Below are 25,746 nucleotides of genomic sequence, written 5' to 3' on the forward strand. Positions count from 1 at the left end.
GTCCCGCAAGGGGCCGGGCCTTTTTTCGGCCTCTACAATCCGCAACGATTTGAACCAGAGCCCCGCCATGAACAGCAGCACCCAACCCGATCCCCTGGCCCAGGAATTTGTCGCCTTCGCGGTGGAGGCGGGCGTGCTGCGCTTTGGCGAGTTCAAGACCAAGGCCGGCCGGCTCTCGCCCTATTTCTTCAATGCCGGCCTGTTTGATGACGGCGCCAAGCTGGGCCGTCTGGCCAGCTTCTACGCCCAGCGCCTGCTGGCCTCGGGTCTGCAGTTCGACATGATCTTCGGCCCGGCCTACAAGGGCATCACCCTGGCCGCCGCGGTGTCCATGGAGCTGGCCCGCCTGGGGCACAACAAGCCCTTTGCCTACAACCGCAAGGAAGCCAAGGACCATGGCGAAGGCGGCACCCTGGTGGGCGCGCCGGTGCAGGGTCGGGTCTTGATCATCGATGACGTGATCTCGGCCGGGACCTCGGTGCGCGAGTCCATCGCGATGATCAAGTCCGCCGGTGCCACCCCATGTGGTGTGGCCATCGCCCTGGACCGCCAGGAAAAGGCGGCCGAGAACGGCGTGGACATGCCCTGGTCGGCCGTGCAGTACGTCACCCAGCAGCTGCAACTGCCGGTTTGCGCCATTGCCGGCCTGGCCGACCTGCTGCAGTATCTGAAGACCACCAGCCATCCCGGCGCCGCGGGCCATCAGGCTGCGGTGCAGGCTTACCGAGACCGCTACGGAGTGTGATGCTGTCCCGCCCCTCTTCGCTGCCCGCCGCGCTGCCCGTCTTGGCGCTTGCCTGCCTGGGCACTGCCTTCCATCTGCCGGCGGCATGGGCTCAGAGCAAGAGTGGAGGGGGCGGCATTTACACCTGCGTCACCCCGGATGGTCGCCGCCTGACATCGGATCGATGGATTGCGGAGTGCAACAGCCGCGAGCAGCGCGTCCTCAACTCCGATGGCTCCCTGCGCACCGTGCTGCCGCCGGCCATGTCGCCCGAGGAAAAAGCGGCCAACGAAGCGCGTGAGCGCCGAGCCGCTGCGGAACGCGCGGCGCAGCAGGATGCGATCCGGCGCGACCGCAATCTGCTGCAGCGCTACCGCAATGAAGCGGCTCACCAGGCCGCCCGCGAAGCGGCGCTGGATGATGTGAACAAGGCCACGCAGATGTCCGAGCGCCGTCTGCAGGAGCTGGCGGCCGAGCGCAAGCCCCTGCTGGACGAGGCCGAGTTCTACAAGGGCAAGACCCTGCCGGCCAAGCTCAAGCAGCAGCTGGCCGAGAACGAGGCGGCCGCCGACGCCCAGCGCCTGCTGATCGAGAACCAGAAGGCCGAGCTGGTGCGCGTGAACAAGCTCTACGACACCGAGCTGGGCCGGCTCAAGAGGCTCTGGGCGGGTGCTGCGCCAGGCAGCCTGGACTGACTGGGCTTGAGTCGAGTGCGGCTCAGCGATTGAGCCGCAAAGACGCAGATTCCGATACCTTGGTGCCTGTCATCGGGTTCGCAGGAGCGCATTGATACATTGCCGCCGCATCAAAACCTAACGATGCGACGGGGAAGAGTCTGTGCGGAAAAATCTGGTTGAGGCGACGCCTGGGCGCCGCTTGAAGTCTTGGCGCCTGCGTGCCACTGTGCTGCTCGTGCTGCTGGGCGCCTACATCGCCTACCGGCAGTTTGTACCCGCCGCGCCATCGCCGGTACCGCCCAGCGCCGAAGCCAGTCTGGCCGACATTACGCAGACCGTGCAAGCGGCTGGCGTGCTGCAGCCCCGGCTCAAGGTCGATGTCGGCGCCCAGGTCAGCGGCCAGGTGCGCCAGCTCCATGTGCAGCTGGGCCAGCAGGTCAAGAAAGGCGAGCTGCTGGTCAGCCTGGACCCCGAGTTGGCACGCAGCGAAGTCGCGCAGGCCGAGGCCGCGGTGGCCCAGCAGTTCGCGCAGATCGAGGTCCGCCAGGCCGATCTGAAGATTGCCCGCCGCGAGGTGGAGCGCCAGCGCCGTCTGCTGGCCGGTGAGGCCACGGCCGCCACCGAGGCCGAGCGCGCGGATACCGAACTGGCCAAGTTGGAGGCCGATCTGCGTGGTCAGAGCGCCAACCTCAAGCGCCTGCAGGCCGAGCTGGACAAGCGCAAGCTCTCCCTGGGCTATACCTCCATCACCGCACCCATGGACGGCACCGTGGTCAATCTGCCGGTGCAGGAAGGCCAGACCGTGATCGCCGCCCAGATCACGCCGGTGATGGTGACCCTGGCCAATCTGGACGAGATCACCGTGCGTGCCCGCGTGCCCGAGGCCGATATTGCCCAGATCAAGGTCGGTCAGCAGGCCCGCTTCATCACCCTGGCCGGTGAGGCGCAGCGTTACGAGGGCAAGGTGCGGGTGATCCAGCCGGTGCCCGAACGGGCCGGCAATGCGGTCTTCTACAACGTGCTATTCGAGGTGGACAACAAGGCCCGCAAGCTGCTGCCCGAGATGACGGTGCAGGTCAATGTCGAGACGGGCGCGGCCAGGAAGGTGCTCAGCGTGCCCATGGTGGCCCTGGGCGAACGCAGTGAAGACGGTCGCTTTGTCGTACAGGTGCTCGATGCGCAGAACAAGCAGCACCCGCGCCAGGTGCGCACCGGCCTGCAGGACGGTGCCCGTGTCCAGGTGCTCGATGGCCTGAAGGCCGGCGAAAAGGTGCTGCTGGCGCCGCCCTCGGCGGCTGAGCAGGCTGCGTCCGCCGCCTCGGCCTCGGTCTCGAAGTAAGCGGGCTGCAACCCATGCACCCCTTGATCGAACTGCGCGGCGTCGGCCGCCACTACCGCCTGGGCGCCATCGAGGTGCCCGCGCTGGTGGACATCAACCTCAGCATCCAGGCCGGCGAGTTCGTGGCCGTGATTGGCCAATCTGGCTCGGGCAAGAGCACGCTGATGAATGTGCTGGGCTGCCTGGACAGCCCGACCGTCGGCCAGTTCCTGATCGATGGCCAGGATGCCAGCCAGCTGGGGCCCGACGAACTGGCCGGCCTGCGGCGCGAGCGCTTCGGTTTCATCTTCCAGCGCTACCACCTGCTGCCGCATATGGATGCGCGCGCCAATGCCGAGCTGCCGGCCGTCTATGCCGGCGCCAGCAGCAGCGCACGGCGTGAGCGCGCCGAGGCCTTGCTCACGCGTCTGGGCCTGGGCGAGCGCATGCACCACAAGCCCAATGAGCTGTCGGGCGGACAGCAGCAGCGCGTGTCCATCGCCCGCTCGCTGATGAACGGCGGCCAGATCATCCTGGCCGACGAGCCCACGGGCGCACTCGATTCGCAAAGCGGTAAGGAGATGCTGGTCCTGCTGCGCGAACTCAACGAGCGCGGCCACACCATCATCCTGGTCACCCACGACGCTCATGTGGCCAGCCATGCGCATCGCATCATCGAGTTGAGGGATGGCAAGGTCTTGAGGGACAGCGGCACGCCGGCTGAGCACCGTCCGGTCGATCCCCAGGCCAAGGAGTCCATGGTGTGGTCGCGTGGCAGTCGGTGGGGCCGGCTGCAGATGCAGTGGCGCGAGGCCCTGCAATCGGCCGTGCAGTCGCTGCGGGGCAACCGGCTGCGCACCGCGCTGTCCATGCTGGGCATCAGCATCGGCATTGCGGCGGTCGTGTCTATCCTGGCCCTGACGGGGGCCGCCCGCGGCAGCATCGAGAAAGATGTGGGCAGTTTGATGTCTGGCCGCATTCCGGTGTCCCGCGGCAATTCCCAGCTGCCACCGGGCACCCAGGCTCAGCCCTTCCGGCCCAGCGAGATCGAGGCCGTTCGCGCCCTGCCCGGGGTCAAGGCCGTGACGGTGGAGCGCGAGATCCAGCTGACCGCGCGCCACGCCTCGCGCGATGCCATGGTCAGTGTGCTCGGCGCCGAGGCCCAGACCCTGGTCGGGCGCAAGCTCAAGCTGGTGGAGGGGCGCTACTTCAACGCCATGGACTTTGCGGCGACCACTCAAGTGGCGGTGATTGACGAGAAGGCACGCAAAGCCCTTTTCAAGCCGGGAGAGTCACCCTTGGGGCGCACGCTTCTGGTGGCCCCGCAAGGCACGCCGGCCGAAGGCGGCGCAGCACTTGCCGGCACCAGTGGCGCCGCTGTGCCCGTTGGCGTGGCCTTGCCCCTCACCATCGTCGGTGTGGTCGCACCGGGAACCGGCGGAGCCCTTTCCTTCGGTCCTTGGTTGGGTCAGGTGTTGACGCCCCACACCACCTTCAGCCGAAAGCTGGATGTGCGTGTGGACGCGGATCAGTTCAATGTGCTGCTGGACTTCACCGTGCCCCCGGCCGAAGTGCGCAAGCAGCTGATCTACCGGCTCAAGGCCCTGCATGGGGTGGAGGACTTCGAGGCGTGGAACGCCGATGAGGAGTTCCGCAAGTTCCAGCAAATCACGGGCGCCATGGCGCTGCTGTTCGCCGGGGTGGGCGCAATCTCGCTGCTGGTGGGCGGGGTCGGTGTGATGAACATCATGCTGGTCTCGGTCAGCGAGCGCACCCGGGAAATCGGTATTCGCATGGCCATCGGCGCCCGCCAGGGCGATGTGCGCCTGCAGTTCCTGGTTGAGGCGGTCTTGCTGTGCTGCCTGGGTGGGGCCTTGGGCGTGTTCCTGAGTTGGTTGTGCGCGCAGGGCATCAATGTGGCGCAAGAGGAGCTCAGGGTTGAGGTCAGCTGGGCCGCCCTGGGCGTGGCCTTCGCCGTGTCCAGCGTGGTGGGCCTGGTCTTCGGCACCGTGCCGGCACGCCGTGCTGCGGCGCTGAGCCCGGTTGAAGCACTGACGCGCGAATGATGAGCGCAAAGACGGAAACAGACGCGATGTGGGCGAAGCAAAGTTTGAAATCCCGGACCCCGGCCTTGATCACCCTGGGCATCGGTGTCCTGCTGTCGGCCTGCGCCCAGGGGCCGGCCACGGCAACTGGCCCCAGGGCTGTGAGCCCCCACGTGCTGCCGGCGCAGTGGCAGCAGCTTGAGTCCCATGGCCCGGCGGAAAGCGCCGTCCCCGCTGATGCGCGCTTGAGCGCGCTGCAGGATCAGGCCTTGCGGGCCAATCGCGACATCGCTCTGGCGCTCAAGCGCTGGGAGCGAGCCCAGCAGCAGCTGGGCCAGAGCCAGCTGGAGCGTGGCCTCAAGCCCAGCCTGAGCGGCAGTGCGGCAGGCAGCCGCGCGCTGGAGCAGGGGGCCCTCAAGCGCAGCTACGCGCTCAATGCCAGCGTCAGCTATGAAGTCGATCTGTGGCAGCGCCTGGCCCATGGCGAGGCGGCTCAGGCCGCGCAGGTGGCCGGTCAGCGGGCAGACTGGGCCGCGGCCCAGCTGCTGATCCGCAAGCGCGTCGCCGAAAGCTACTGGAGCCTGGCTGCGCTGGCGCTGGAAGAGCCGCTGATCCGCGAGCAGCTGCAAGGTGCCGAGGCGGTGCTGGCCCTGACCCGGCTGCGCGTGCGCGAGGGCAAGCTCCTGCCCATCGAGGTGGACAAGGCGGCCATCAGCCTCCAGGGCCTGCAGTCGCGCCTGGCCCAGCTGTCACGCGAGCGCAGCCAGCAGACCCTGAACCTGGGCCTGCTGCTGGATGAGCTGGCGCCGTCGCTGCCCGAGTCACCGCAGCTGCCTGCCAGCCAGCCGGGCGACTGGCAGCCCGGCGCACCGGCCGAGGTGCTGGAACGCCGCCCCGATGTGCAACGCGCCAGGGCCCAGGTGGACAGCGCCCTGGCGCAGTGGCGCGCCAGTGAAGCGGCGCGTTATCCCAGCCTAAGTCTCAGCCTGGGCGTGGGCACCGGCGGCGGCCATTGGCGCGACTGGCTGGATCGGCCCGTGGCCACACTCTCGTCCAGCCTGATCGTGCCCCTGGTCGATTGGCGCCGCCTGGACCTGCAGCGCGCGCAATCGGTCAACGAGGTGGAGAGCGCCGCCCTGAGCCTGCGCGACACGGTGCACAAGGCCCTGGTCGAGGTGGAGCAGTTGGCGGCCGAGCGCCGCGAGCTGCGCCAGCAGGCGCTGGCCAATGGCGCCCGCCTCGCCGAGGCCCAGCAAGCCGAGAAGCTGGCCGCCCTGCGCTATGAGTTGGGCGTGATCGCCCGCGCAGACTGGCTGCAGGCCCGCAACGCCCGCCTGTCTGTTGAGCAAGAGGCCATACAGCTGCGTCTGCGCCAATGGCTCAATCGGCTGGCGCTGCAGATGGCATTGGCAAGCGGCTGAGGCGGCCCGTGACGCTCAGCTGCCCAGCTTCTTCTTCAGCAGCTCGTTGACCAGAGCGGGGTTGGCCTTGCCCTTGGTGGCCTTCATGGCCTGGCCCACCAGGGCGTTGAAGGCCTTGTCCTTGCCGGCGCGGAACTCGTCCACCGATTTCTGGTTGGCGGCCAGCACCTCGTCCAGGATGGCTTCAATCGCGCCGGTGTCGCTCATCTGCTTCAGGCCCTTGGCCTCGATCAGCGCATCCACCTCCGAGCCCTCGCCGCTCCACAGGGCTTCGAAGACCTGCTTGGCGGCGTTGTTGGAGATGGTGCCGTCGGCAATGCGCGCGATCAGCTGGGCCAGGCGCTGCGGGCCCACCGGCGCGGCAGTGATCTCGATGCCTTCGCTGTTCAGGCGCTTGCTGATCTCGCCCATCACCCAGTTGGCCACCAGCTTGGGCGCGGCGCCCGCGGCCTTGGCGGCCTCGTAGTAGCGCGCCGTGGCCAGGCTCTGGGTCATCATGCTGGCGTCGTACTCGGGCAGGCCGTCGGCCTCCACGAAGCGCTTGGCCATCACCGAGGGCAGCTCGGGCATCTCGCCGCGCACCTGCTCCACCCACTCCGGCGCGATCACCAGGGGCGGCAGATCGGGGTCGGGGAAGTAGCGGTAGTCGGCCGAGTCTTCCTTGCTGCGCATGGCACGGGTCTCGCCGGTGTCGGGGTTGTAGAGCACCGTGGCCTGCTGGATGGCCAGGCCGTCCTCGATCTGGTCGATCTGCCAGTTCACCTCGTAGTTCACCGCGTCCACCAGGTAGCGGAAGCTGTTGAGGTTCTTGATCTCGCGGCGCGTGCCGAAGGGCTGGCCGGGCTTGCGCACCGAGACGTTGACGTCGCAGCGGAAGCTGCCTTCCTGCATATTGCCGTCGCAGATGCCCAGCCACATCACCAGGGCGTGCAGGGTCTTGGCGTATTCGGCGGCCTCGGCGCCCGAGCGGATATCGGGCTCGGAGACGATCTCCAGCAGGGGCGTGCCGGCGCGGTTCAGGTCTATGCCCGACTGGCCGTGGTAGTCCTCGTGCAGGCTCTTGCCCGCGTCCTCTTCGAGGTGGGCGCGGGTCAGGCGCACGGTCTTCTTTTCCTCGCCCAGGAAGAACTCCACCGTGCCGCCCTGGACCACCGGGATCTCGAACTGGCTGATCTGGTAGCCCTTGGGCAGGTCGGGGTAGAAGTAGTTCTTGCGGGCGAAGATGGACAGCGGCGCCACCTTGGCGCCCACGGCCAGGCCGAAGCGGATGGCGCGCTCCACCGCGGCGCGGTTGAGCACGGGCAGGGTGCCGGGCAGGGCCAGGTCCACGGGGCTGGCCTGGGTGTTGGGCGCGGCACCGAAGGCGGTGGAGCTGCCGCTGAAGATCTTGCTCTGGGTGGAGAGCTGGACGTGGTTCTCGAGGCCGATCACCACCTCGTAGCCGCGGATGAGTTTGCTGGGGCTGCTCGTCATATCAATATCCGGCCGGAGTCTGCTGGTGCCAATCGGTTGCCTGCTGCAGGGCGTGGGCCGTGTGCAAGAGCTGACCCTCCTTGAAATAGTTGCCCAGCAGCTGCAGGCCCACCGGCATGCCGCCCTCGCCAAAGCCCACCGGCACGCTCATGCCGGGCAGGCCGGCCAGGGAGCCGGGCAGGGTGAAGATGTCGGCCAGATAGGCCTTGACCGGGTCGTCGCCCTGCTCGCCGGCCTGCCAGGCCACCGAGGGCGCCACCGGGCCGGCGATCAGATCGCAGTGGGCGAAGGCCTGCTGGAAGTCGTCGGCAATCATGCGGCGCAGCTTCTGCGCCTGCAGGTAGTAGGCGTCGTAGTAGCCATGGCTCAGCACATAGGTGCCGATCATGATGCGGCGCTTGACCTCGGCGCCAAAGCCCTGGGCGCGGGTCTTTTTGTACATGTCCAGCAGATCGCTGTACTCGGCCGCGCGGTGGCCGAACTTCACGCCGTCGAAGCGGCTCAGGTTGGAGCTGGCCTCGGCCGGGGCAATGATGTAGTACACCGGAATCGCCAGCTCGGTGCGGGGCAGACTCACGTCCACCAGGGTGGCGCCCAGCTTTTCCAGCTGGGTCAGGCCCTCGCGCACGGCCTTGGCCACATCGGCCGACAGGCCGGCGGGGAAGAACTCCCGGGGCAGGCCGATGCGCAGGCCCTTGAGCGGCTGGGCCGCCGTGGCGCCTTCGCGTGCGGCCAGCATCTGGGCGTGGAAGTCCTGGGCGGGCTGCTGCACGCTGGTGGCATCGCGCTCGTCGAAGCCGCTCATGGCGGAGAGCAGCAGGGCGCAGTCCTCGGCCGAGCGGGCCATGGGGCCGGCCTGGTCCAGGCTGGAGGCGAAGGCGATCATGCCGTAGCGCGAGCACACGCCATAGGTGGGCTTGATGCCGGTGATGCCGGTGAAGCTGGCCGGCTGGCGGATGGAGCCGCCGGTGTCGGTGCCGGTGGCGGCGGGCACCAGGCGGGCCGCCACCGCGGCGGCCGATCCGCCCGAGGAGCCGCCGGGCACGCGCGTGGCGTCCCAGGGGTTGGCCACGGGCTTGTAGGCCGAGTTCTCGTTGGCCGAGCCCATGGCGAACTCGTCGCAGTTGAGCTTGCCCAGGGACACGGTGCCCGCGGCCTTCAGACGCGCCACCACGGTGGCATCGAAGGGGCTGAGGTAGCCGCTCAGCATCTTGGAGCCGGCGGTGGTGGGCATGTCCTGGGTGACGAAGATGTCCTTGTGCGCCAGGGGCACGCCCAGCAGGGCACCGCTTTCGCCCGCGGCACGGCGTGCATCGGCCGCCTCGGCCGCAGCCAGGGCGGCCGTGGCATCGACATGCAGGAAGGCGCCCAGACCCGCGTCGTGGGCGGTAACTCTTGCAAGCAGCTGTTGGGTGGCCTCGCGGCTGGAAACGGCCTTGTCGGCCAGTGCGCGGCCCAGCTCGGCCACGCCCATCTCATGCAGGGATTTGGGGCTCATCACTCGATCACCTTGGGCACCAGGAACAGACCGTCCTCGACGGCGGGGGCGCTGCGCTGGTTGAGCGCGCGCTGATCCGTCTCGGTGACATCGTCTGCGCGCAGGCGCAGCTGCACCTCCTGCACCGCGGACAGCGGGGTGTACAGCGGCTCGACGCCGCTGGTGTCCACCGCGCTCATCTGCTCGACGATGGAGAAGAAGCCATTGAGCTGACCCAGCATCGCGGTCTGCTCTTGCTCGGAAAGCTCCAGCCGCGCCAGATTGGCGATGCGGCTCACATCTTGGGGGGTCAGGGCCATGGGTCGGCGGTATCGAAAAGTGGCAAATTCAAAGCCCCGATACGGGCTTGCGCTACCCGGAAAAGCAGGGGTGATCGGGTATTATCTCCGCTTATCTCCATGGCAACGGGGCTGCACGGCCTGCCCAGGTCGAGCAGCCTCTTTGCGCATGGGACGACGAACAAGTCCGGCGGCAGCCGCCAGCCCTCCTGAGGCTGCCGTTTTTTTGAACCGACGAGCCCTACAGCCCGCCTTCAGCGCGAATCCGTTTTCTGGCCCCGCCCCCCTGAAGGCTTCTCCCGACACACCATGTTCGCTTCCCTGCGTCGCTACATCTCGACCGACCTCGCCATCGACCTCGGCACCGCCAACACCCTGATCTACGTCCGCGGCAAGGGCGTGGTGCTGGATGAGCCCTCGGTGGTCGCCATCCGCCACGAGGGCGGCCCCAACGGCAAGAAGACCATCCAGGCCGTGGGCGCCGAGGCCAAGGCCATGCTGGGCAAGGTGCCCGGCAATATCGAGGCCATCCGCCCGATGAAGGACGGCGTGATCGCCGACTTCGTGGTCACCGAGCAGATGATCAAGCAGTTCATCAAGATGGTGCACGACACCAAGCTGCTGCGTCCCTCGCCCCGCATCATCATCTGCGTGCCCTGCGGCTCCACCCAGGTGGAAAAGCGCGCCATCCGTGACGCCGCCCTGGGCGCCGGCGCCTCCGAGGTCTACCTGATCGAGGAACCCATGGCCGCTGCCATCGGCGCGGGCCTGCCGGTCTCCGAGGCCTCGGGCTCCATGGTCATCGACATCGGCGGCGGCACCACCGAGGTGGGCGTGATCTCGCTGGGCGGCATGGTCTACAAGGGCAGCGTGCGCGTCGGCGGCGACAAGTTCGACGAAGCCATCATCAACTACATCCGCCGCAACTACGGCATGCTGATCGGCGAGCCCACGGCCGAAGCCATCAAGAAGCAGATCGGTTCCGCCTTCCCCGGCTCCGAGGTCAAGGAAATGGAAGTCAAGGGCCGCAACCTCAGCGAGGGCGTGCCGCGCAGCTTCACCATCTCCAGCAACGAGATCCTGGAAGCCCTGACCGATCCGCTGAACCAGATCGTCTCGGCCGTGAAGAACGCGCTGGAACAGACCCCGCCCGAGCTGGGTGCCGACATCGCCGAGCGCGGCATGATGCTGACCGGCGGCGGCGCCCTGCTGCGCGATCTGGACCGCCTGCTGGCCGAGGAAACCGGCCTGCCGGTGCTGGTGGCCGAAGACCCGCTGACCTGCGTGGTGCGCGGCTGCGGCATGGCGCTGGAGCGCATGGAGCGTCTGGGCTCCATCTTCACCTCGGAGTAAACGCCAGCAAGGGGGCCTGCGGGCCCCTTGTTCATTGCCTGGATCTTTGTCTGAACGCGGTCTGACTCTTTTCACGCCATGCCACTGGGCACCCTGGATCGCACCCCGCCGCCCTTTTTCCGTCAGGGCACGACGGCGCTGAGCAAGCTGCTGCTCTGCGCCGCCCTGGCCATCTTCCTGATGGTGGCGGATGCGCGCTTCAAGCTGGCCGCGCCGGCCCGGGCCGCCCTGGCCCTGGCCCTGCATCCCCTGCAGCGCGCCTTGCTGGCCCCGGTGGACGCCTGGGAGCGTGCCGGCGACTATCTGCGCGGTACCGAGCGCGCCATGGCCGCCGAGGACCAGGCCCGCCGCCAGCTGGTGCAGCAGGCCGAGCGGCTCTCGCGTGCCGAACAGCTGCAGCAGGAGAACCAGCGCCTGCGCGCCCTGCTGGACCTGCGGCCCGCCCTGCAGGTGCCCTCGCTGGCGGCGGAGGTCTTGTACGAGGCTTCGGACCCTTACTCGCGCCGCGTCGTCATCGACCGGGGCAGCCGTCAGGGTGTGGTCCTGGGCGCGCCCGTCATCAACGATGCCGGGGTGCTGGGCCAGGTGACGCGGGTCTATCTGCTCTCGGCCGAGGTGACCCTGCTGTCGGACAAGGATGCCGCCATCCCGGTGCTCAACACGCGCAGCCAGCAGCGCGGCGCGGCATTCGGCGGGGCCGAGGGTGGGGCCATGGAGTTGCGCTTCATGGCGGCCAATGCGGATCTGCGCCAGAACGATCTGCTGACCACCTCGGGCCTGGACGGGGTGTATCCGCCCGGCCTGCCCGTGGCGCGCATCGCCAGCGTGGAGCGTCGTGGCGACACCAGCTTTGCTCGGGTGCGCCTGCAGCCGGTGGCCCAGCTCGATGATGTGCGTCATGTGCTGGTGCTGGGGCCCTTGCAGGAGCTGGAGAAGATGCGGACCCAGGCCCAAGCCGCCTCGGCTGCGGCCTCGGCGCCCGCTCGCGGTGCCAAGGCTTCGGGAGGCAAGCCATGATCATGCCGCGTGGCCACCAGCTGCTGCTGCCGGCCAACCCCCTCTTCATCGCCTTCAGCCTCTTGCTGGCCCTGCTGGTGGACATGGTGCCCGTGGGACGTCAGGCCTGGATGCCCGATGTGCTGGCCCTGGTGCTGGTGTTCTGGAATGTGCACCAGCCCCGCCGTGTGGGTGTGGGCTGGGCCTTTGTGTTCGGTCTGCTGGTGGATGTGCAGCATGGCGCCCTCTTGGGCCAGCATGCCCTGGCCTATAGCGTGCTGAGCTTCGGGGCCATTGCCCTGCACCGGCGTCTGCTCTGGTTCGGCCTGCTGGGCCAGGCTGCCCAGGTGCTGCCGCTCTTCCTGCTGGCCCAGGCCATTTCCGTGCTGGTGCGCCTGATGGTGGGGGGCATGTGGCCGGGCTGGACCCTCGTGCTGGCACCGGTGCTGGAGGCTGCGCTCTGGCCCCTGGCCAGCTGGCTGCTGCTCGCGCCCCAGCGCCGTCCGCCCGATCCCGATGCCCATAGACCGCTGTGACCGTTCTCAAGAACCTTGAGCAGGAGCTGTCGCGCTTTCGCCTGCGGGTGCTGGCGGCGGCGGTCTTCGTGCTCTTCTGCTTCGGGCTGCTGGTGGCCCGTCTGGTCTATCTGCAGGTGCTGCAGCATGACAATCTGGCGGAGCGGGCCGAGAACAACCGCGTCACCGTGGTGCCCATCGTGCCCAATCGCGGCCTCATCAAGGACCGCAACGGCATCGTGCTGGCCAGCAACTATTCGGCCTACACCCTGGAGATCACGCCCAGCAAGGCCGGCAATCTGGAGGCCACCATCGACGCCCTGTCCCAGGTGGTGGAGATCCAGGCCCGGGATCGCCGGCGCTTCAAGCGCCTGATGGACGAGAGCAAGAGCTTCGAGTCCCTGCCCATACGCACCAAGCTCAGCGATGAAGAGGTGGCCCGCTTCACCGCCCAGCGCTTCCGCTTCCCCGGCGTGGAGATCAAGGCGCGCCTGTTCCGGCACTACCCGCTGGGCGAGGTGGGCAGCCACCTGATCGGCTATATCGGCCGCATCAACCAGGCCGAGAAGAAGGCCATGGACGAGTGGGACGAGGAGGACATCGCCAATTACCGCGGCACCGAGTACATCGGCAAGCTGGGGCTGGAGCAGGCCTACGAGCGCGAGCTGCATGGCATCACCGGCTTCGAGCAGGTGGAAACCAGTGCCGGCGGGCGTGCGGTGCGCCGCCTTGCCCACAAGCCGCCCACGCCCGGCAACACCCTGGTGCTGTCCATCGATATCCGCCTGCAGGCCCTGGTGGAGGAGCTCTACAAGGACCGCCGTGGCGCTCTGGTGGCCCTGGACCCACGCAATGGCGAGGTGCTGGCCTTTGTGTCCAAGCCCACGTTCGACCCCAACCTCTTCGTGGATGGGATCGATGTGGAGAACTGGCGCGAGCTCAACGAGAACCCCGACAAGCCCCTGCTCAACCGTGCCCTGCGCGGCACCTACCCGCCGGGCTCCACCTACAAGCCGCTGATGGCCATGGCCGCGCTCACCAGCGGCAAGCGGGCGCCGGGCACGGTCATCATGGACAACCTGACCTTCAACTTCGGCGGCCGCACCTTTGGCAGCCCGGAGACCGACAGGCCGGGTCCCAAGGACATGCGCCTGGCCATCGTGGGCTCCAGCAATGTCTACTTCTATACCCTGGCCAATGAGATGGGCGTGGACCTCATCCACGACGAGCTGGCCCCGTTTGGCCTGGGGGAGCGCACCGGCATCGATCTGCAGGGTGAGGTGACGGGGGATCTGCCCTCCACCGACTGGAAGCGCAAGAAGTTCAGGCGCCCGGAACAGCAGAAGTGGTACGCCGGCGAGACCATCTCCCTGGGCATCGGCCAGGGCTACAACAACTTCACCATGCTGCAGCTGGCTCAGGCCTACGCCGTGCTGGCCAGCGGTGGACAGCGCTTCCGGCCGCGCCTGGTCCGCGAGATCGAGGATGTGGTGCGCCATGAGCGTCGCCATATCTCCAGTGACGCCCTGAGTCCCCTGCCGCTGCGGCCCCAGGATGTGACGGTGATCCGCGACGCCATGTTTGGCGTGACCCAGGAAGGCACCTCGCGCCTGGTGTTCGCGGGCGCACCCTATACCAGCGGTGGCAAGACCGGCACGGCCCAGGCCGTGGGCCTGCGTGCGGGCGAGAAGTACAAGGACGTGAAGACCGACGAGCGCAAGCGCGACCACTCGCTCTACGTGGCCTTCGCGCCCGCACAGCAGCCCACCATCGCCCTGGCCCTGATCGTGGAGAACGCGGGCTGGGGTTCGGCGGCCGCCGCGCCGATTGCACGTCGGGTCTTTGACTTTGTGCTGGCCTCGCAGCTGCCCAGCGAGGAAGATATTGCCCTGACCCAGCAGGGGCGCAGCATGGCCCCGATCGGGGCGCCGCGCCCCATCTCGGCCCTGGCCCTGCCGGGCATGGCGGCCTCGGCACCGCCGCCTGCGGCCGCGTCGGCCCCGTCGGCTGCAGCCTCGGCCGCCTCAGGAGTGCGTCCATGAATGCGGTACTGAGCAAGCCGCCGCTGCGACAGCGGCTCAAGCCCCTGCTGGAGGGCTTTGACACCCCCCTGCTGCTGGCCATGCTGTGGCTGGCCGGCCTGGGCCTGATGAGCATGTATTCGGCGGGCTTCGACCATGGCACCCGCTTTGTGGACCATGCGCGCAATATGGCCCTGGCGGCCGCCATCATGTTCGTCGTGGCCCAGGTGCCGCCGCAGCGCCTGATGGCCCTTGCCGTGCCGCTCTACACCCTGGGCGTGGCCCTGCTGGTGGCGACGGCCCTGTTCGGCATCACCAAGAAGGGCGCGACGCGCTGGCTCAATGTGGGCATCGTGATCCAGCCCTCCGAGATCCTCAAGATCGCCACGCCCCTGATGCTGGCCTGGTGGTTCCAGCGCCGTGAGGGCCAGCTGCGCACTATGGACTTTGGCATTGCCCTGGCGCTGCTGGCCGTGCCTACGCTGCTGGTGGCCAAGCAGCCCGACCTGGGGACGTCCATCCTGGTCTTCGGTGCCGGCTTCTTCGTGGTGTTCTTTGCCGGCTTTCCCTGGCGCATCATCCTGCCGGCCATGATTCTGGGAGCGGCCGGCATCACCGCCCTGGTCATGAGCGAGGAGAAGATCTGTCAACCCGATGTCGAGTGGCCGGTGCTGCGTGAGTACCAGAAGCACCGGGTCTGCACCCTGCTGGACCCGCACAAGGACCCGCTGGGCAAGGGCTTTCACATCATTCAGGGCGAGATCGCCATCGGCTCCGGCGGGCTGACCGGCAAGGGCTTCATGCAGGGCACGCAAACCCATCTGGAGTTCATTCCCGAGCGCACGACCGACTTCATCTTTGCGGCCTATGGCGAGGAGTTCGGTCTGATGGGCGCGCTGGCCCTGCTGGCGGGTTTCACGGCGCTGATCCTGCGCGGGCTGATGATCGCCTCCGAGGCGCCGACCCTGTTTGGCCGGCTGATGGCGGGGGCCATCACCCTGTCCTTCTTCACCTATGTGTTCGTGAATATGGGCATGGTCAGCGGCATCCTGCCGGTGGTGGGTGTGCCCCTGCCCTTCATCAGCTATGGCGGCACCGCCATGGTCACCCTGGGTCTGAGCCTGGGCATTCTGTTGGCGATCGCCAAGAGCCGGCGCGGCAAGAAGGGCTGAGTCGGGCGGCGCTCAGGGCTCCAGGCCCGCATCGCCCTCGGCGGTGCTGCCCTCGGCGCGTGGCCTGGCGCCGAAGCGCATGGTGAAGCGCGCACCCGGCCCCTGGCCGTCCTCCGTGCCCTGGCCGGGGCGCAGGCTGCGGGTTGCGTCCAGGGTGATTTCCACGTCATGGGCCTGGGCGATCTCGCGCACGATGGCCAGACCCAGGCCCGAGCCATCCACATTGGTGCCCAGGGCGCGATAGAAGGGCTGGAACACCTTCTCGCGCTCGCTCTCGGGAATGCCGGGGCCGGAGTCCTCCACCTGGAGCACGACCACCTGGCCGAAGGGATCCTCCACCACCCGTACCGTCACCGTGCCCCCGGCCGGGGTGTAGAGCAGGGCGTTGTCCACCAGATTGCGGATCAGTTCGCGGATCAGCAGCGGATGGCCATGCACGCGCAGCGCACTCTGGCTGGCATCCGGCCCTTCGAAGCCCAGGTCGATGTGCTTGTCCAGGGCGCGCGGCACGAAGTCACGCACGGTTTCCACGGCCAGGCCGGAGAGGTTGACATCGCTGCGCCGCTGGGCGTGCTCCTGGTCTTCGGCGCGGGCCATGGCCAGCAGCTGGTTCACCATATGGGCCGCACGCTGGCTGGACAGGGCGATCTGCTTGAGCGAACGCTTGAGCTCGGCCGGCGAGCTGCGGCCCTCGTCGATCTCGCGCTGCGCGAGTTCGGCCTGGGTGCGCAGACCGGCCAGCGGGGTCTTGAGCTGATGGGCCGCATCGGCCAGAAAGTGCTTTTGCGCGCTGATGGACTGGTCCAGCCGGCCCAGCAGATCATTGATGGCGCGCACCAGAGGGGCCACCTCGTCGGGAATGCGGCGCTCGTCGATCGGGCTCAGGTCCGAGCTTTCGCGCGAGCGGATGCGGCGCTGCAGGTCATTGAGTGGCGCAATGCCGCGCGCCAGCGCCATCCACACCAGCAGCACGGCCAGCGGCAGGATCACGAACTGCGGCAGGATCACGCCCTTGATGATCTCGCTGGCCAGGCGTGAGCGCTTGCCCAGGGTCTCGGCCACCTGCACCAGCATGGTCTGGGTGCTGCCGGCCATGCCCTCGGGTGCAACCCAGAGGTAGGCCACGCGCACGTTCTCTCCGCCCACCTCATCGTCGCGGAAGTGCAGCACCCAGGGCACGATGGGCGCTTCAGCCTCCGGCACGGGCAGATGCCGATCGCCGCTGAGGAACTCGCCGCGCAGGCCCAGCACCTGGTAGAAGACCGTGTCGGCCTCGTCGGCGCGCAGCAGGGCGGCGGCCTCGGGGGCCAGGGCGTAGCGCGAGCGCCGTCCCTCGGGCGCCTGGGCGGCCGCCACCTGCAGGCCCAGATTGCGGGCCATCTCCCCGAGCTCGCGGTCATAGGGCCGCCCAGCAATGCCCTGGGCCACCAGCCAGGTCAGCGCCACACTGATGGGCCAGATCACCAGCAAGGGGGCGAGCATCCAGTCCAGGATCTCGCCAAACAGGGAGCGGTGCTCGCGCTCGGCCATCTAGTCTTTCCGGATCAGACGCGCGGGCATGCCGGGCTCCGGCGGGCTGAGGCCATCATCCGGGAATCTTCTCCAGGCAGTAGCCCAGACCCCGCACCGTGGCAATGCGGATGGGGCCCTGCTCGATCTTCTTGCGCAGGCGGTGGATGTAGACCTCGATGGCGTTGTTGCTCACCTCTTCGCCCCATTCGCACAGGCGCTCCACCAGCTGGTCCTTGCTGACCAGGCGCCCGGCGCGCTGCAGCAGCACCTCCAGCAGGCTCAGCTCACGGGCCGAGAGCTCCACCATCTGGTCATTGATGTAGGCCACGCGCCCGGTGGCGTCGAAGCTCAGCGGGCCATGCTTGATCACCGAGGAGGCGGTGCCGAGGCCGCGGCGGGTGAGGGCGCGCACCCGCGCCTCCAGTTCCTGCAGGGAAAAGGGCTTGGCCATATAGTCATCGGCGCCCCGGTCCAGCCCCTTGACGCGTTGCTCCACGCTGTCCGCGGCCGTCAGGATCAGCACCGGCATGGTGGCACCGCGGGCGCGCAGCTTGCGCAGCACTTCCAGACCATGCAGCTTGGGCAATCCCAGGTCCAAGATCACCAGATCGAATTCATGCGAGGCCAGGGCGGCATCGGCCTCGGTGCCGGAACTGACCTGGTCCACGGCATAGCCGGAGGCGCGCAGGGCGCGCAGCAGTCCATCGGCCAGCACTTGGTCGTCTTCCGCGATCAGGATGCGCATGCTTGTCCCCAGTTCTATTCCGCCTATGGACCGACATTCTAGGGAGGCCGGGACTGCTGACATTGAATGGCAGCAGGGTCTGTCTAAACTACTGTACGCATATACAGATTGCGCCATAATGCGCACAGCCGAAACAGGAGATAGCCCATGGACGCCCCCGTCAAGAACGCCAATACCGAGAAAGCCAAGGCCCTGCAGGCCGCACTTGCCCAGATCGAGAAGCAATTCGGCAAGGGTTCCATCATGCGCCTGGGTGAGGGCGAGGTGATCGAGGACATCCAGGTGGTCTCCACCGGCTCCCTGGGGCTGGACATTGCCCTGGGTGTGGGTGGCCTGCCGCGCGGCCGCGTGATCGAGATCTATGGCCCGGAATCCTCGGGCAAGACCACCCTGACCCTGCAGGTCATCGCCCAGATGCAGAAGCTGCAAGGCGTCTGCGCCTTCATCGACGCCGAGCATGCGCTGGACGTTCAGTACGCCCAGAAGCTGGGCGTGAACCTGCAAGACCTGCTGATCAGCCAGCCCGACACCGGCGAGCAGGCGCTCGAAATCGTCGATGCCCTGGTGCGCTCCGGTTCGGTGGACCTGATCATCATCGACTCGGTGGCCGCCCTGACCCCCAAGGCCGAACTGGAGGGCGAGATGGGCGACGCCCTGCCCGGCCTGCAGGCTCGTCTGATGAGCCAGGCCCTGCGCAAGCTGACCGCCACCATCAAGAAGACCAATTGCACCGTGGTCTTCATCAACCAGATCCGCATGAAGATCGGTGTGATGTTCGGCTCGCCCGAAACCACCACCGGCGGCAATGCCCTCAAGTTCTATGCCTCGGTGCGCCTGGATATCCGCCGCATCGGCTCGATCAAGAAGGGTGAGGAGGTGATCGGCTCCGAGACCAAGGTCAAGGTCGTCAAGAACAAGGTCTCGCCTCCTTTCAAGACCGCCGAGTTCGACATCCTCTACGGCGAGGGCATCAGCCGTGAGGGCGAGATCATCGATATGGGCGTGGTCGCCAAGGTGGTGGACAAGTCCGGCGCCTGGTATGCCTACGGCGGCGAGAAGATTGGCCAGGGCAAGGACAACGCCCGCGAGTTCCTGCGCGAGAACCCCGACATCGCCCGCGAGATAGAAAACAAGATCCGCGAATCCCTGGGCGTGCCCCTGCTGGGCGGGGTGGACGCCGAGTAAGGCCGGCATCGTTCAGGCTGTGAGCTCGCCGCAGAACGTGCCAGCGCCTCTCACCGGGCCCGAGGCCGAGGAGCGTGCCCTGGTGCAGCGCTTCTGGGCCCTGTACCAGGCCCGACGCTGGGGCGAGGCGCGCGAGCTGCTGCATCCCGAGGCCTGCTGCCAGTGGTGGGCCACAGGCGAACGCTTTGTGGGCGCGGCCGCGGTGGTGCACGTCAACGAAATCTATCCCGAGGGCTGGCGCCTGCACCTGCTGGCCCTGCACAGCCTGGCGCCTGGCCAGGTGCTGAGCCTGTTGCGCGTGGACCAGGAGGGTCGCTCCTTTTACGCCAATAGCTACTTCCAGCTGAGGGGCGGCCGTATCACGGCGCTGGACGAGTACTGGAGCGATGTGCAGGCGCCGCCCACCTGGCGCCAGTCCGGTCTGCCGGGCCGGGAGCTGCTGCCGCCGGATCGCCGCGCCGGTCTGAGCCTGCGCTTGCCGGAGGACGGGTGAAGCCGCTGTCCCTCAAGATGCGAGCCATCGCTTTGCTGGCGCAGCGCGAGCACAGCCTGATGGAGCTGCGCGGCAAGCTGCTGCGTCTGGCCCGCGCTCGGGCGGCCGAGCGGGCGGCGCAGGCCGAGGCGGCCGCCGCGTTCGCTGAGGAAGGGGATGCGCAGCCGCGGGCGGTGTTCGAACCCGTGTCCGGCGCCGACTCGCCTGAGGTCGACGTTGACATCGAGGTCGAAGTCGACACCTTGCTGGTTTGGCTGCAGGCCCAAGGTTATCTGGACGAAAGCCGCTTCGTGGAATCGCGCGTGCATGCCCGTGCGGCCCGCTATGGCAACCGGCGCATTCAGCAGGAGTTGTCCCAGCATGGGCTGAGCCTGGATGCCGAGGCCCAGGCGCGGCTCAAGGACAGCGAGCTGGGGCGGGCCCGGGAGGTCTGGCAGCGCAAGTTCGGCGGCGTGACGCCCGAGGACGCGTCGGCGCGGGCCAAGCAGACCCGCTTCCTGGTCGGGCGCGGTTTTTCGCCGGAGGTGGTGCGTCGCGTGCTGCGCGGCGATCATGACTGAACCGGCGCACAGCTGGATGCTTGCGGGCCGCGAGCGGACGGGTGCAGAATCGACCGGTTGGTCGGTTTTGCGACCCCGCGGTGCGCGTTGACAGCCTGGCGAAAGGCTTGCGGCAGCGCAGCATGCTACATTGATGGTCTTTGGCAGTTGTGCCCGCCCCCCCTTGTTGGCGGTTTGGCGGGCTTGATTGCGCCTTAGTTTCAACGCTCCATGTCCTTGCTCAATCCTGTTGCCGAGCGCCGCTTGCTGCACCGTCGCGCGATCGATGTGCAGGTGTTTGCGCGCGAGGACGGTTTGTTCGACGTTGAAGCCACCTTGCAGGACATCAAGACCCGGGACATCGCCTTGGCCTCGGGTCTGCGCCGCGCCGGCGAGCCGGTGCACGACATGCTGCTGCGCCTGGTGGTGGACCGGGCCTTGAATGTGCTGGCCGCGACGTCGACCACCATGGGCATGCCCTATCCCGGCTACTGCGGTGAGCACGGTGATGCCTATGCCGGTCTGGCCGGACTCAATCTACTCAAAGGCTTCCGCGCCGGCGTGAAAGAGCGCCTGGCCGGTACCCGGGCCTGCACCCACCTCACCGAACTGAGCCAGGTTCTGCCGACGGCGGTGATCCAGGCTTTCGCTGGTGTCGTGCTCGATACCCAGGAGGGCGACACCGGCACCGGCCGTGCGCCCTTCCAGATCGACAAATGCCACGCCCTGCGCAGCGATGGCCCCGTGGTGCAAACCCATTACCCGCGTTGGTATCGCCCGGCTCCGGCCGCCGCGCTGACCACATCCCCTTCCTGACTTTTCCCTCTAAGCGAGACCCCTATGAAGATTCACGAGTACCAGGGCAAGGAAATCCTGCGCCAGTTCGGCGTGCCGGTGCCGCGCGGCATTCCCGCGTTCACCGTGCAAGAAGCGGTGGAAGCCGCGCAGAAGCTGGGCGGCCCGGTCTGGGTGGTCAAGGCACAGATCCACGCCGGTGGCCGTGGCAAGGGCGGCGGCGTCAAGCTGGCCCGCTCGATGGATGATGTGAAGACCCTGTCCGAGCAGATCCTGGGCATGCAGCTGGTCACGCACCAGACCGGCCCGGCCGGTCAGAAGGTCCGCCGCCTCTACATCGAAGAAGGCGCGGACATCAAGAACGAACTGTATGTCTCGCTGGTCACCGACCGCGGCACGCAGAAGGTGGCCTTCATCGCTTCCAGCGAAGGCGGCATGGACATCGAGGAGGTCGCGCACTCCACCCCCGAGAAGATCATCACCGAGATGATCGATCCGCTGGTGGGTCTCACCGCCGAGCAGAGCAAGAAGATCGCTGCGGCCATCGGCCTCACCGGCGCTTCGATCGACCAGGCCGTGGACCTGTTCGCCAAGCTCTACAAGTGCTACATGGACACCGACGCGTCGCTGGTGGAAATCAATCCGCTGAACTGCGACTCCAAGGGCAATCTGATCGCCCTGGACGCCAAGTTCAACTTCGACGCCAACGCCCTGTTCCGTCACCCCGAGATCGTGGCCTACCGCGATCTGGACGAAGAGGATCCGGCCGAAGTCGAGGCTTCCAAGTTCGATCTGGCCTATATCAGCCTGGACGGCAATATCGGCTGCCTGGTGAACGGCGCCGGTCTGGCCATGTCGACCATGGACACCATCAAGCTGTTCGGTGGCGAGCCGGCCAACTTCCTGGACGTGGGCGGTGGCGCCACGGCCGAGAAGGTGACCGAGGCCTTCAAGATCATGCTGAAGAACCCGGAAGTGAAGGGCATCCTGGTCAATATCTTCGGCGGCATCATGAAGTGCGACACCATTGCCGAAGGCGTGATCACCGCCTGCAAGGCCGTGAACCTGTCCGTGCCGCTGGTGGTTCGCATGAAGGGCACCAACGAAGAGCTGGGCAAGAAGATGCTGGCCGAGTCCGGTCTGCCCATCATCGCCGCCGACACCATGGCCGAAGCCGCGACCAAGATCGTCGCCGCCGTCAAGTAAGCCCTGCTGCAAGGAAAGAAATCATGTCGATCTACATCAACAAAGACACCAAGGTCATCACCCAGGGCATCACGGGCAAGACCGGTCAGTTCCACACCCTGGGCTGCCAGGCCTACGCGAACGGCAAGAACGCCTTCGTCGCCGGCGTGAACCCCAAGAAGGCGGGCGAGAAGTTCTCCGAGATTCCTATCTACGCCACGGTCAAGGAAGCCGCTGCCCAGACCGGTGCCACTGTTTCCGTGATCTATGTGCCGCCCGCCGGCGCTGCCGCCGCCATCTGGGAAGCCGTTGAGGCCGATCTGGATCTGGCCATCTGCATCACCGAAGGCATCCCCGTGCGCGACATGCTGGAAGTGCGCAACAAGATGAAGGCCAAGGAAGCCGCCGGCGGCAAGCGCACCCTGCTGCTGGGCCCCAACTGCCCCGGCCTGATCACGCCCGACGAGATCAAGATCGGCATCATGCCCGGCCACATCCACAAGAAGGGTCGCGTCGGCGTGGTGTCGCGTTCCGGCACCCTGACCTATGAAGCCGTGGCGCAGCTGTCCGAGCTGGGCATTGGTCAATCGTCGGCCGTCGGTATCGGTGGCGACCCGATCAACGGTCTGAAGCACATCGATGTGATGAAGGCCTTCAACGACGATCCGGATACCGATGCCGTGATCATGATCGGCGAGATCGGCGGCCCGGACGAGGCGGAAGCCGCCCGTTGGTGCAAGGCCAATATGAAGAAGCCCATTGTCGGCTTCATCGCTGGCGTGACCGCCCCTCCGGGCAAGCGCATGGGCCACGCCGGCGCGCTGATCTCCGGCGGTGCTGACACGGCCGACGCCAAGCTGGCCATCATGGAAGAGTGCGGCTTCACCGTGACCCGCAATCCGTCCGAGATGGGCCGCCTGCTCAAGGGCCTGCTGTAATCGACCTGCCGCGGGGCTCGGTCCCCGATGCGTAAATCCACGCATCGGCGCCCGGCCTACCGCAGCGCACAATTTGGTCGCATTCTTTGCGGCCAAGCAAAAAGGGGCTTTGGCCCCTTTTTGCATTGGCGCACCCCATGCGCAAGAGGCCCGGCTATAGTCCGGCACGGGTCGTGGTAACCCCTTATTACAAAGCTCCTCACATGGACATGTTCACCAGCCCCGAGTTCTGGCTTGCCGTCGGCCAGATCATCATGATCGACATTCTGCTGGGCGGCGACAACGCGGTCGTGATCGCACTGGCCTGCCGCAAGCTGCCCGAGGCCCAGCGGCGCATGGGCATCCTGTGGGGCACCGCAGGAGCCATCCTGCTGCGCGTCGTGCTCATCTTCTTCGCCCTCACCCTGCTCAAGCTGCCCTTCCTCAAGCTGGTGGGCGGTCTGCTGCTGCTGTGGATTGGCATGAAGCTGCTGGTCCCGGAAGACGAGGACGAGCACGGCAATATCCAGGCCAGCGACAAGCTCTGGGCCGCCGTCAAGACGGTGATCGTGGCGGACTTCGTGATGAGCCTGGACAATGTGATCGCCATTGCGGGCGCAGCCGAAGGCGCGGGCGGTGGTCATCAGATGCCGCTGGTGATCTTCGGTCTGCTGGTCTCCATCCCCATCATCGTTTGGGGCAGCCAGCTGGTGATCAAGCTGATGGACCGTTTCCCCATGGTCATCGTGTTGGGCGCCATGCTGCTGGGTTGGATTGCCGGCACCATGATGGTGGGTGATCCCGCGTTCTCGGCCTATGTGCCCATGGTCGAGGGCGACAAGCCGGGCAGCAGCCAGGTCTTGCCCGCCCTGTACTACGGATGCGGCGTTGCCGGGGCGCTGCTGGTCCTGGCCCTGGGCAAGCTTGTTGCTGCCCGCCAGGGTGGAGGCGGCGGTAGCGCCGCTGCCTGATCGCATCATGGCATCCGGCTTCTGGAAGCGCACCCTGGACCGCTTGAGCGGTGCCGGTCGCGCGCCGGAGGCCGAGCCGCTTGCACAAGGGCCCAGTGCCCCTGCCACAAGCTCGCCCCGCCAGCCCTCGGGCCAGGAGGGGGCGGGTGATCTCTCGGCCTATACCCTGGGTGCCGAGCTCGGGCGTGGGGCCATGGCCGTGGTCTGTCTGGCCACCGAGAAATCCAGCGGCCGCCAAGTGGCCATCAAGCGCCTGGCTCTGCAGCGCGAGTTCGCCGCCGAGGATCTGATCGATGTGCGCCAGCGCTTCATGCGCGAGGCGCGTGCGGCGCGTCAGCTGCGGCATCCCGACATACTCGGCGTTCTGGATGCTGGGCAGTCCGGCCAGGATGCCTGGATCGCCATGGAGTACGCCCCGGGCCGCGACCTCAGTTACTACGCGGTGGCGGACCGGCTGCTGCCGGTGCGTGAGGTCTTGGCCATGGGGGGGCGCCTGGCCCGGGCCCTGGCCTATGCCCATGCTCACGGCGTGGTGCACCGCGACATCAAGCCCAGCAATGTGATGTACGAGCCCGCTTCGGGCTCGCTCAAGATCATGGACTTTGGCGTGGCCCGTCTGGCCGACGGCAGCCGCACGCGTACCGGTCTGGTCCTGGGCACGCCGTCCTTCATGTCGCCCGAGCAGCTGGCAGGTCTGCACGTGGATGGGCGCAGTGATCTCTACTCACTGGGAGTGATGCTCTACCAGCTGCTCACGGGGCGCCTGCCGCATCAAGCCGACTCCATGGCGGCGCTGATGCAGCAGATTGCCAGACAGGCTCCGCCGGATGTGCGGCATTACCGCCCCGGCCTGCCCGAGTCCCTGGCCTTGGTGCTTGCTCTGGCCCTGGAGAAGCGACCCGAGCTGCGTTATGCCGGTGGCGAGGCCATGGCTGAGGATTTGGATGCCGTGCTGGCCCAGATGGGGGCTACGTGGCAAGACCCGGCACCAGCCGCTCAGGATTTCACGCCTGCAGCCCCCTTCGATCGGACCGCGCGACTTGATCGTGGTGAACCGGGGCACAATGCCTGAGCTCGTCGTTCCGACCAACTATCTCAGCCCATGACCGTGGAGATCTACAGCGCTACCGATGTTGGCCGCGCCCGCGACAACAATGAGGACTCGGTGGCCGTGGAGGCGGACGTGGGTCTGGCCGTGCTGGCCGATGGCATGGGCGGCTACAACGCCGGCGAGGTCGCCAGCCAGATGTTGACCAGCTTCATCAAGGCCGAGCTGGGCCGCTGGCTCAAGGAAACGGGCGGCAAGGCCGGACCGGCCGATGTGCGCCGGGCCATGGACATCTGCGTGGACAACGCCAACCGCGCCATCTTCAATGCCGCCAACACCAACCCGCGTTATGCGGGCATGGGTACCACCCTGGTGGTGGCCGTGTTTCGCGAGGATGGACTCCTGCTGGGACATGTGGGCGACTCACGCGCCTACCGCCTGCGTGGCGGCCAGTTCACCCAGCTTACCCGTGACCATTCCCTGCTTCAGGAGCAGCTGGATGCGGGCCTGCTGACGCCCGAAGAGGCGGCCTTTTCTGCCAATCGCAATCTGGTGACCCGCGCCGTGGGTGTGGAAGACACCGTCATGCTGGAGCTGCATCAGCATGAGGTGCAGCCGGGCGATCTCTTCCTGCTCTGCTCCGACGGCCTGTCCGACATGCTGGACGACGATGCCCTGGCACAGTTGTTGATAAACCACCCTTCGCTGTCCGAAGCGGCCCAGGCACTCATTGCCGCCGCAAATGACATGGGCGGCAAGGATAATATTGCGATCGTGCTGGCTCGCGCCGAGGGGCGCGTCAAGCCCGTCAGCCGGACCTGGTGGCCTTTCGGCCGGCGCTGAAGGCGCAGCCGGCGCCGTCCGT

24 protein-coding genes are annotated in these 25,746 nt (G+C 67.2%); 19 read left to right on the top strand and 5 right to left on the bottom strand.

Annotated features, from left to right (window positions below; all coding sequences use genetic code 11):
- Window positions 1–67 precede the first annotated feature (67 nt).
- The 5 genes from pyrE to DFR39_RS03450 all read left to right on the top strand — a co-directional run bounded on the left by pyrE (window position 68) and on the right by DFR39_RS03450 (window position 6,185).
- Entirely contained in the window at window positions 68–745 is a 678-nt protein-coding gene (gene pyrE / locus DFR39_RS03430; RefSeq protein WP_133602114.1) for an orotate phosphoribosyltransferase, read from the top strand.
- The gene (locus DFR39_RS03435; RefSeq protein WP_133602115.1) at window positions 745–1,419 is read left to right on the top strand and encodes a hypothetical protein; all 675 of its coding nucleotides are present in this window, start codon (window positions 745–747) and stop codon (window positions 1,417–1,419) included. The genes pyrE and DFR39_RS03435 overlap by 1 nt, the downstream gene beginning before the upstream one ends.
- Window positions 1,420–1,600: 181 nt before the next feature.
- A complete protein-coding gene (locus DFR39_RS03440) occupies window positions 1,601–2,740 on the top strand; it encodes an efflux RND transporter periplasmic adaptor subunit (RefSeq protein ID WP_162849405.1) in 1,140 nt (379 codons plus the stop codon).
- Between the two features lie 14 nt (window positions 2,741–2,754).
- Window positions 2,755–4,785 (top strand): ATP-binding cassette domain-containing protein, encoded by a 2,031-nt coding sequence (locus DFR39_RS03445; RefSeq protein ID WP_133602117.1) that lies wholly within the window; start codon window positions 2,755–2,757, stop codon window positions 4,783–4,785.
- 44 nt (window positions 4,786–4,829) lie between these two features.
- Window positions 4,830–6,185, top strand: coding sequence for a TolC family protein (locus DFR39_RS03450; RefSeq protein WP_162849406.1), 1,356 nt, complete (start codon window positions 4,830–4,832; stop codon window positions 6,183–6,185).
- A gap of 15 nt (window positions 6,186–6,200) precedes the next feature.
- Here DFR39_RS03450 and gatB read toward each other — a convergent pair whose 3' ends face one another.
- Genes gatB through gatC form a run of 3 tightly spaced genes read right to left on the bottom strand, consistent with a single transcriptional unit; the run spans window position 6,201 to window position 9,455 of the window.
- Window positions 6,201–7,658, bottom strand: coding sequence for an Asp-tRNA(Asn)/Glu-tRNA(Gln) amidotransferase subunit GatB (gene gatB / locus DFR39_RS03455; protein WP_133602119.1), 1,458 nt, complete (start codon window positions 7,656–7,658; stop codon window positions 6,201–6,203).
- Window position 7,659: 1 nt separating this feature from the next.
- Window positions 7,660–9,156, bottom strand: a complete 1,497-nt coding sequence (gatA, locus tag DFR39_RS03460; protein ID WP_133602120.1) for an Asp-tRNA(Asn)/Glu-tRNA(Gln) amidotransferase subunit GatA — start codon at window positions 9,154–9,156, stop codon at window positions 7,660–7,662.
- Window positions 9,156–9,455: an Asp-tRNA(Asn)/Glu-tRNA(Gln) amidotransferase subunit GatC gene (gene gatC, locus DFR39_RS03465; RefSeq protein ID WP_133602121.1), complete on the bottom strand. Its 300-nt coding sequence runs from the start codon at window positions 9,453–9,455 to the stop codon at window positions 9,156–9,158. The genes gatA and gatC overlap by 1 nt, the downstream gene beginning before the upstream one ends.
- Window positions 9,456–9,743: 288 nt before the next feature.
- On the opposite strand from gatC, the gene DFR39_RS03470 reads away from it, so the two are divergent.
- The 5 genes from DFR39_RS03470 (at window position 9,744) to rodA (ending at window position 15,491) form a co-directional block, all read left to right on the top strand.
- A complete protein-coding gene (locus tag DFR39_RS03470; protein ID WP_133602122.1) occupies window positions 9,744–10,787 on the top strand; it encodes a rod shape-determining protein in 1,044 nt (347 codons plus the stop codon).
- Between the two features lie 78 nt (window positions 10,788–10,865).
- A complete protein-coding gene (gene mreC / locus DFR39_RS03475; RefSeq protein WP_133602123.1) occupies window positions 10,866–11,804 on the top strand; it encodes a rod shape-determining protein MreC in 939 nt (312 codons plus the stop codon).
- Window positions 11,801–12,319: a rod shape-determining protein MreD gene (gene mreD / locus DFR39_RS03480; RefSeq protein ID WP_133602124.1), complete on the top strand. Its 519-nt coding sequence runs from the start codon at window positions 11,801–11,803 to the stop codon at window positions 12,317–12,319. Before mreC ends, mreD begins: the two co-directional genes overlap by 4 nt.
- Window positions 12,316–14,340: a penicillin-binding protein 2 gene (gene mrdA, locus DFR39_RS03485; RefSeq protein ID WP_133602125.1), complete on the top strand. Its 2,025-nt coding sequence runs from the start codon at window positions 12,316–12,318 to the stop codon at window positions 14,338–14,340. The genes mreD and mrdA overlap by 4 nt, the downstream gene beginning before the upstream one ends.
- Window positions 14,337–15,491 (top strand): rod shape-determining protein RodA, encoded by a 1,155-nt coding sequence (gene rodA, locus DFR39_RS03490; protein ID WP_133602126.1) that lies wholly within the window; start codon window positions 14,337–14,339, stop codon window positions 15,489–15,491. Before mrdA ends, rodA begins: the two co-directional genes overlap by 4 nt.
- 12 nt (window positions 15,492–15,503) lie before the next feature.
- On the opposite strand, the gene DFR39_RS03495 is transcribed toward rodA, so the two are convergent.
- Complete coding sequence (locus DFR39_RS03495; RefSeq protein ID WP_133602127.1) at window positions 15,504–17,021, bottom strand: sensor histidine kinase; 1,518 nt, start codon at window positions 17,019–17,021, stop codon at window positions 15,504–15,506.
- A 55-nt stretch (window positions 17,022–17,076) separates the two neighbouring features.
- The gene (locus DFR39_RS03500) at window positions 17,077–17,748 is read right to left on the bottom strand and encodes a response regulator (RefSeq protein ID WP_133602128.1); all 672 of its coding nucleotides are present in this window, start codon (window positions 17,746–17,748) and stop codon (window positions 17,077–17,079) included.
- Window positions 17,749–17,895: 147 nt separating this feature from the next.
- On the opposite strand from DFR39_RS03500, the gene recA reads away from it, so the two are divergent.
- From recA to DFR39_RS03545, 9 genes are all read left to right on the top strand, one after another.
- Window positions 17,896–18,933, top strand: coding sequence for a recombinase RecA (gene recA / locus DFR39_RS03505; protein ID WP_133602129.1), 1,038 nt, complete (start codon window positions 17,896–17,898; stop codon window positions 18,931–18,933).
- A gap of 37 nt (window positions 18,934–18,970) precedes the next feature.
- A complete protein-coding gene (locus tag DFR39_RS03510) occupies window positions 18,971–19,426 on the top strand; it encodes a nuclear transport factor 2-like protein (RefSeq protein ID WP_133602130.1) in 456 nt (151 codons plus the stop codon).
- Entirely contained in the window at window positions 19,423–19,986 is a 564-nt protein-coding gene (locus DFR39_RS03515; RefSeq protein WP_133602131.1) for a regulatory protein RecX, read from the top strand. The genes DFR39_RS03510 and DFR39_RS03515 overlap by 4 nt, the downstream gene beginning before the upstream one ends.
- A 210-nt stretch (window positions 19,987–20,196) precedes the next feature.
- A complete protein-coding gene (locus DFR39_RS03520) occupies window positions 20,197–20,781 on the top strand; it encodes a DUF2889 domain-containing protein (RefSeq protein WP_133602132.1) in 585 nt (194 codons plus the stop codon).
- Between the two features lie 24 nt (window positions 20,782–20,805).
- Window positions 20,806–21,966 (top strand): ADP-forming succinate--CoA ligase subunit beta, encoded by a 1,161-nt coding sequence (sucC, locus tag DFR39_RS03525; protein ID WP_133602133.1) that lies wholly within the window; start codon window positions 20,806–20,808, stop codon window positions 21,964–21,966.
- Between the two features lie 23 nt (window positions 21,967–21,989).
- Window positions 21,990–22,883 (top strand): succinate--CoA ligase subunit alpha, encoded by an 894-nt coding sequence (gene sucD, locus DFR39_RS03530; protein ID WP_133602134.1) that lies wholly within the window; start codon window positions 21,990–21,992, stop codon window positions 22,881–22,883.
- Window positions 22,884–23,086: 203 nt separating this feature from the next.
- Window positions 23,087–23,833 carry a TerC family protein gene (locus tag DFR39_RS03535; protein WP_133602135.1) on the top strand — a complete coding sequence of 249 codons (747 nt, stop codon included), beginning with the start codon at window positions 23,087–23,089 and terminating at the stop codon, window positions 23,831–23,833.
- A gap of 7 nt (window positions 23,834–23,840) precedes the next feature.
- Window positions 23,841–24,905 carry a serine/threonine-protein kinase gene (locus DFR39_RS03540; protein ID WP_133602136.1) on the top strand — a complete coding sequence of 355 codons (1,065 nt, stop codon included), beginning with the start codon at window positions 23,841–23,843 and terminating at the stop codon, window positions 24,903–24,905.
- A gap of 30 nt (window positions 24,906–24,935) precedes the next feature.
- Complete coding sequence (locus DFR39_RS03545) at window positions 24,936–25,724, top strand: Stp1/IreP family PP2C-type Ser/Thr phosphatase (protein WP_133602137.1); 789 nt, start codon at window positions 24,936–24,938, stop codon at window positions 25,722–25,724.
- The last annotated feature ends 22 nt before the right edge of the window (window positions 25,725–25,746 follow it).

The organism is Roseateles asaccharophilus (assembly GCF_004362405.1).
In the GTDB taxonomy this organism is placed as follows: domain Bacteria; phylum Pseudomonadota; class Gammaproteobacteria; order Burkholderiales; family Burkholderiaceae_C; genus Kinneretia; species Kinneretia asaccharophila.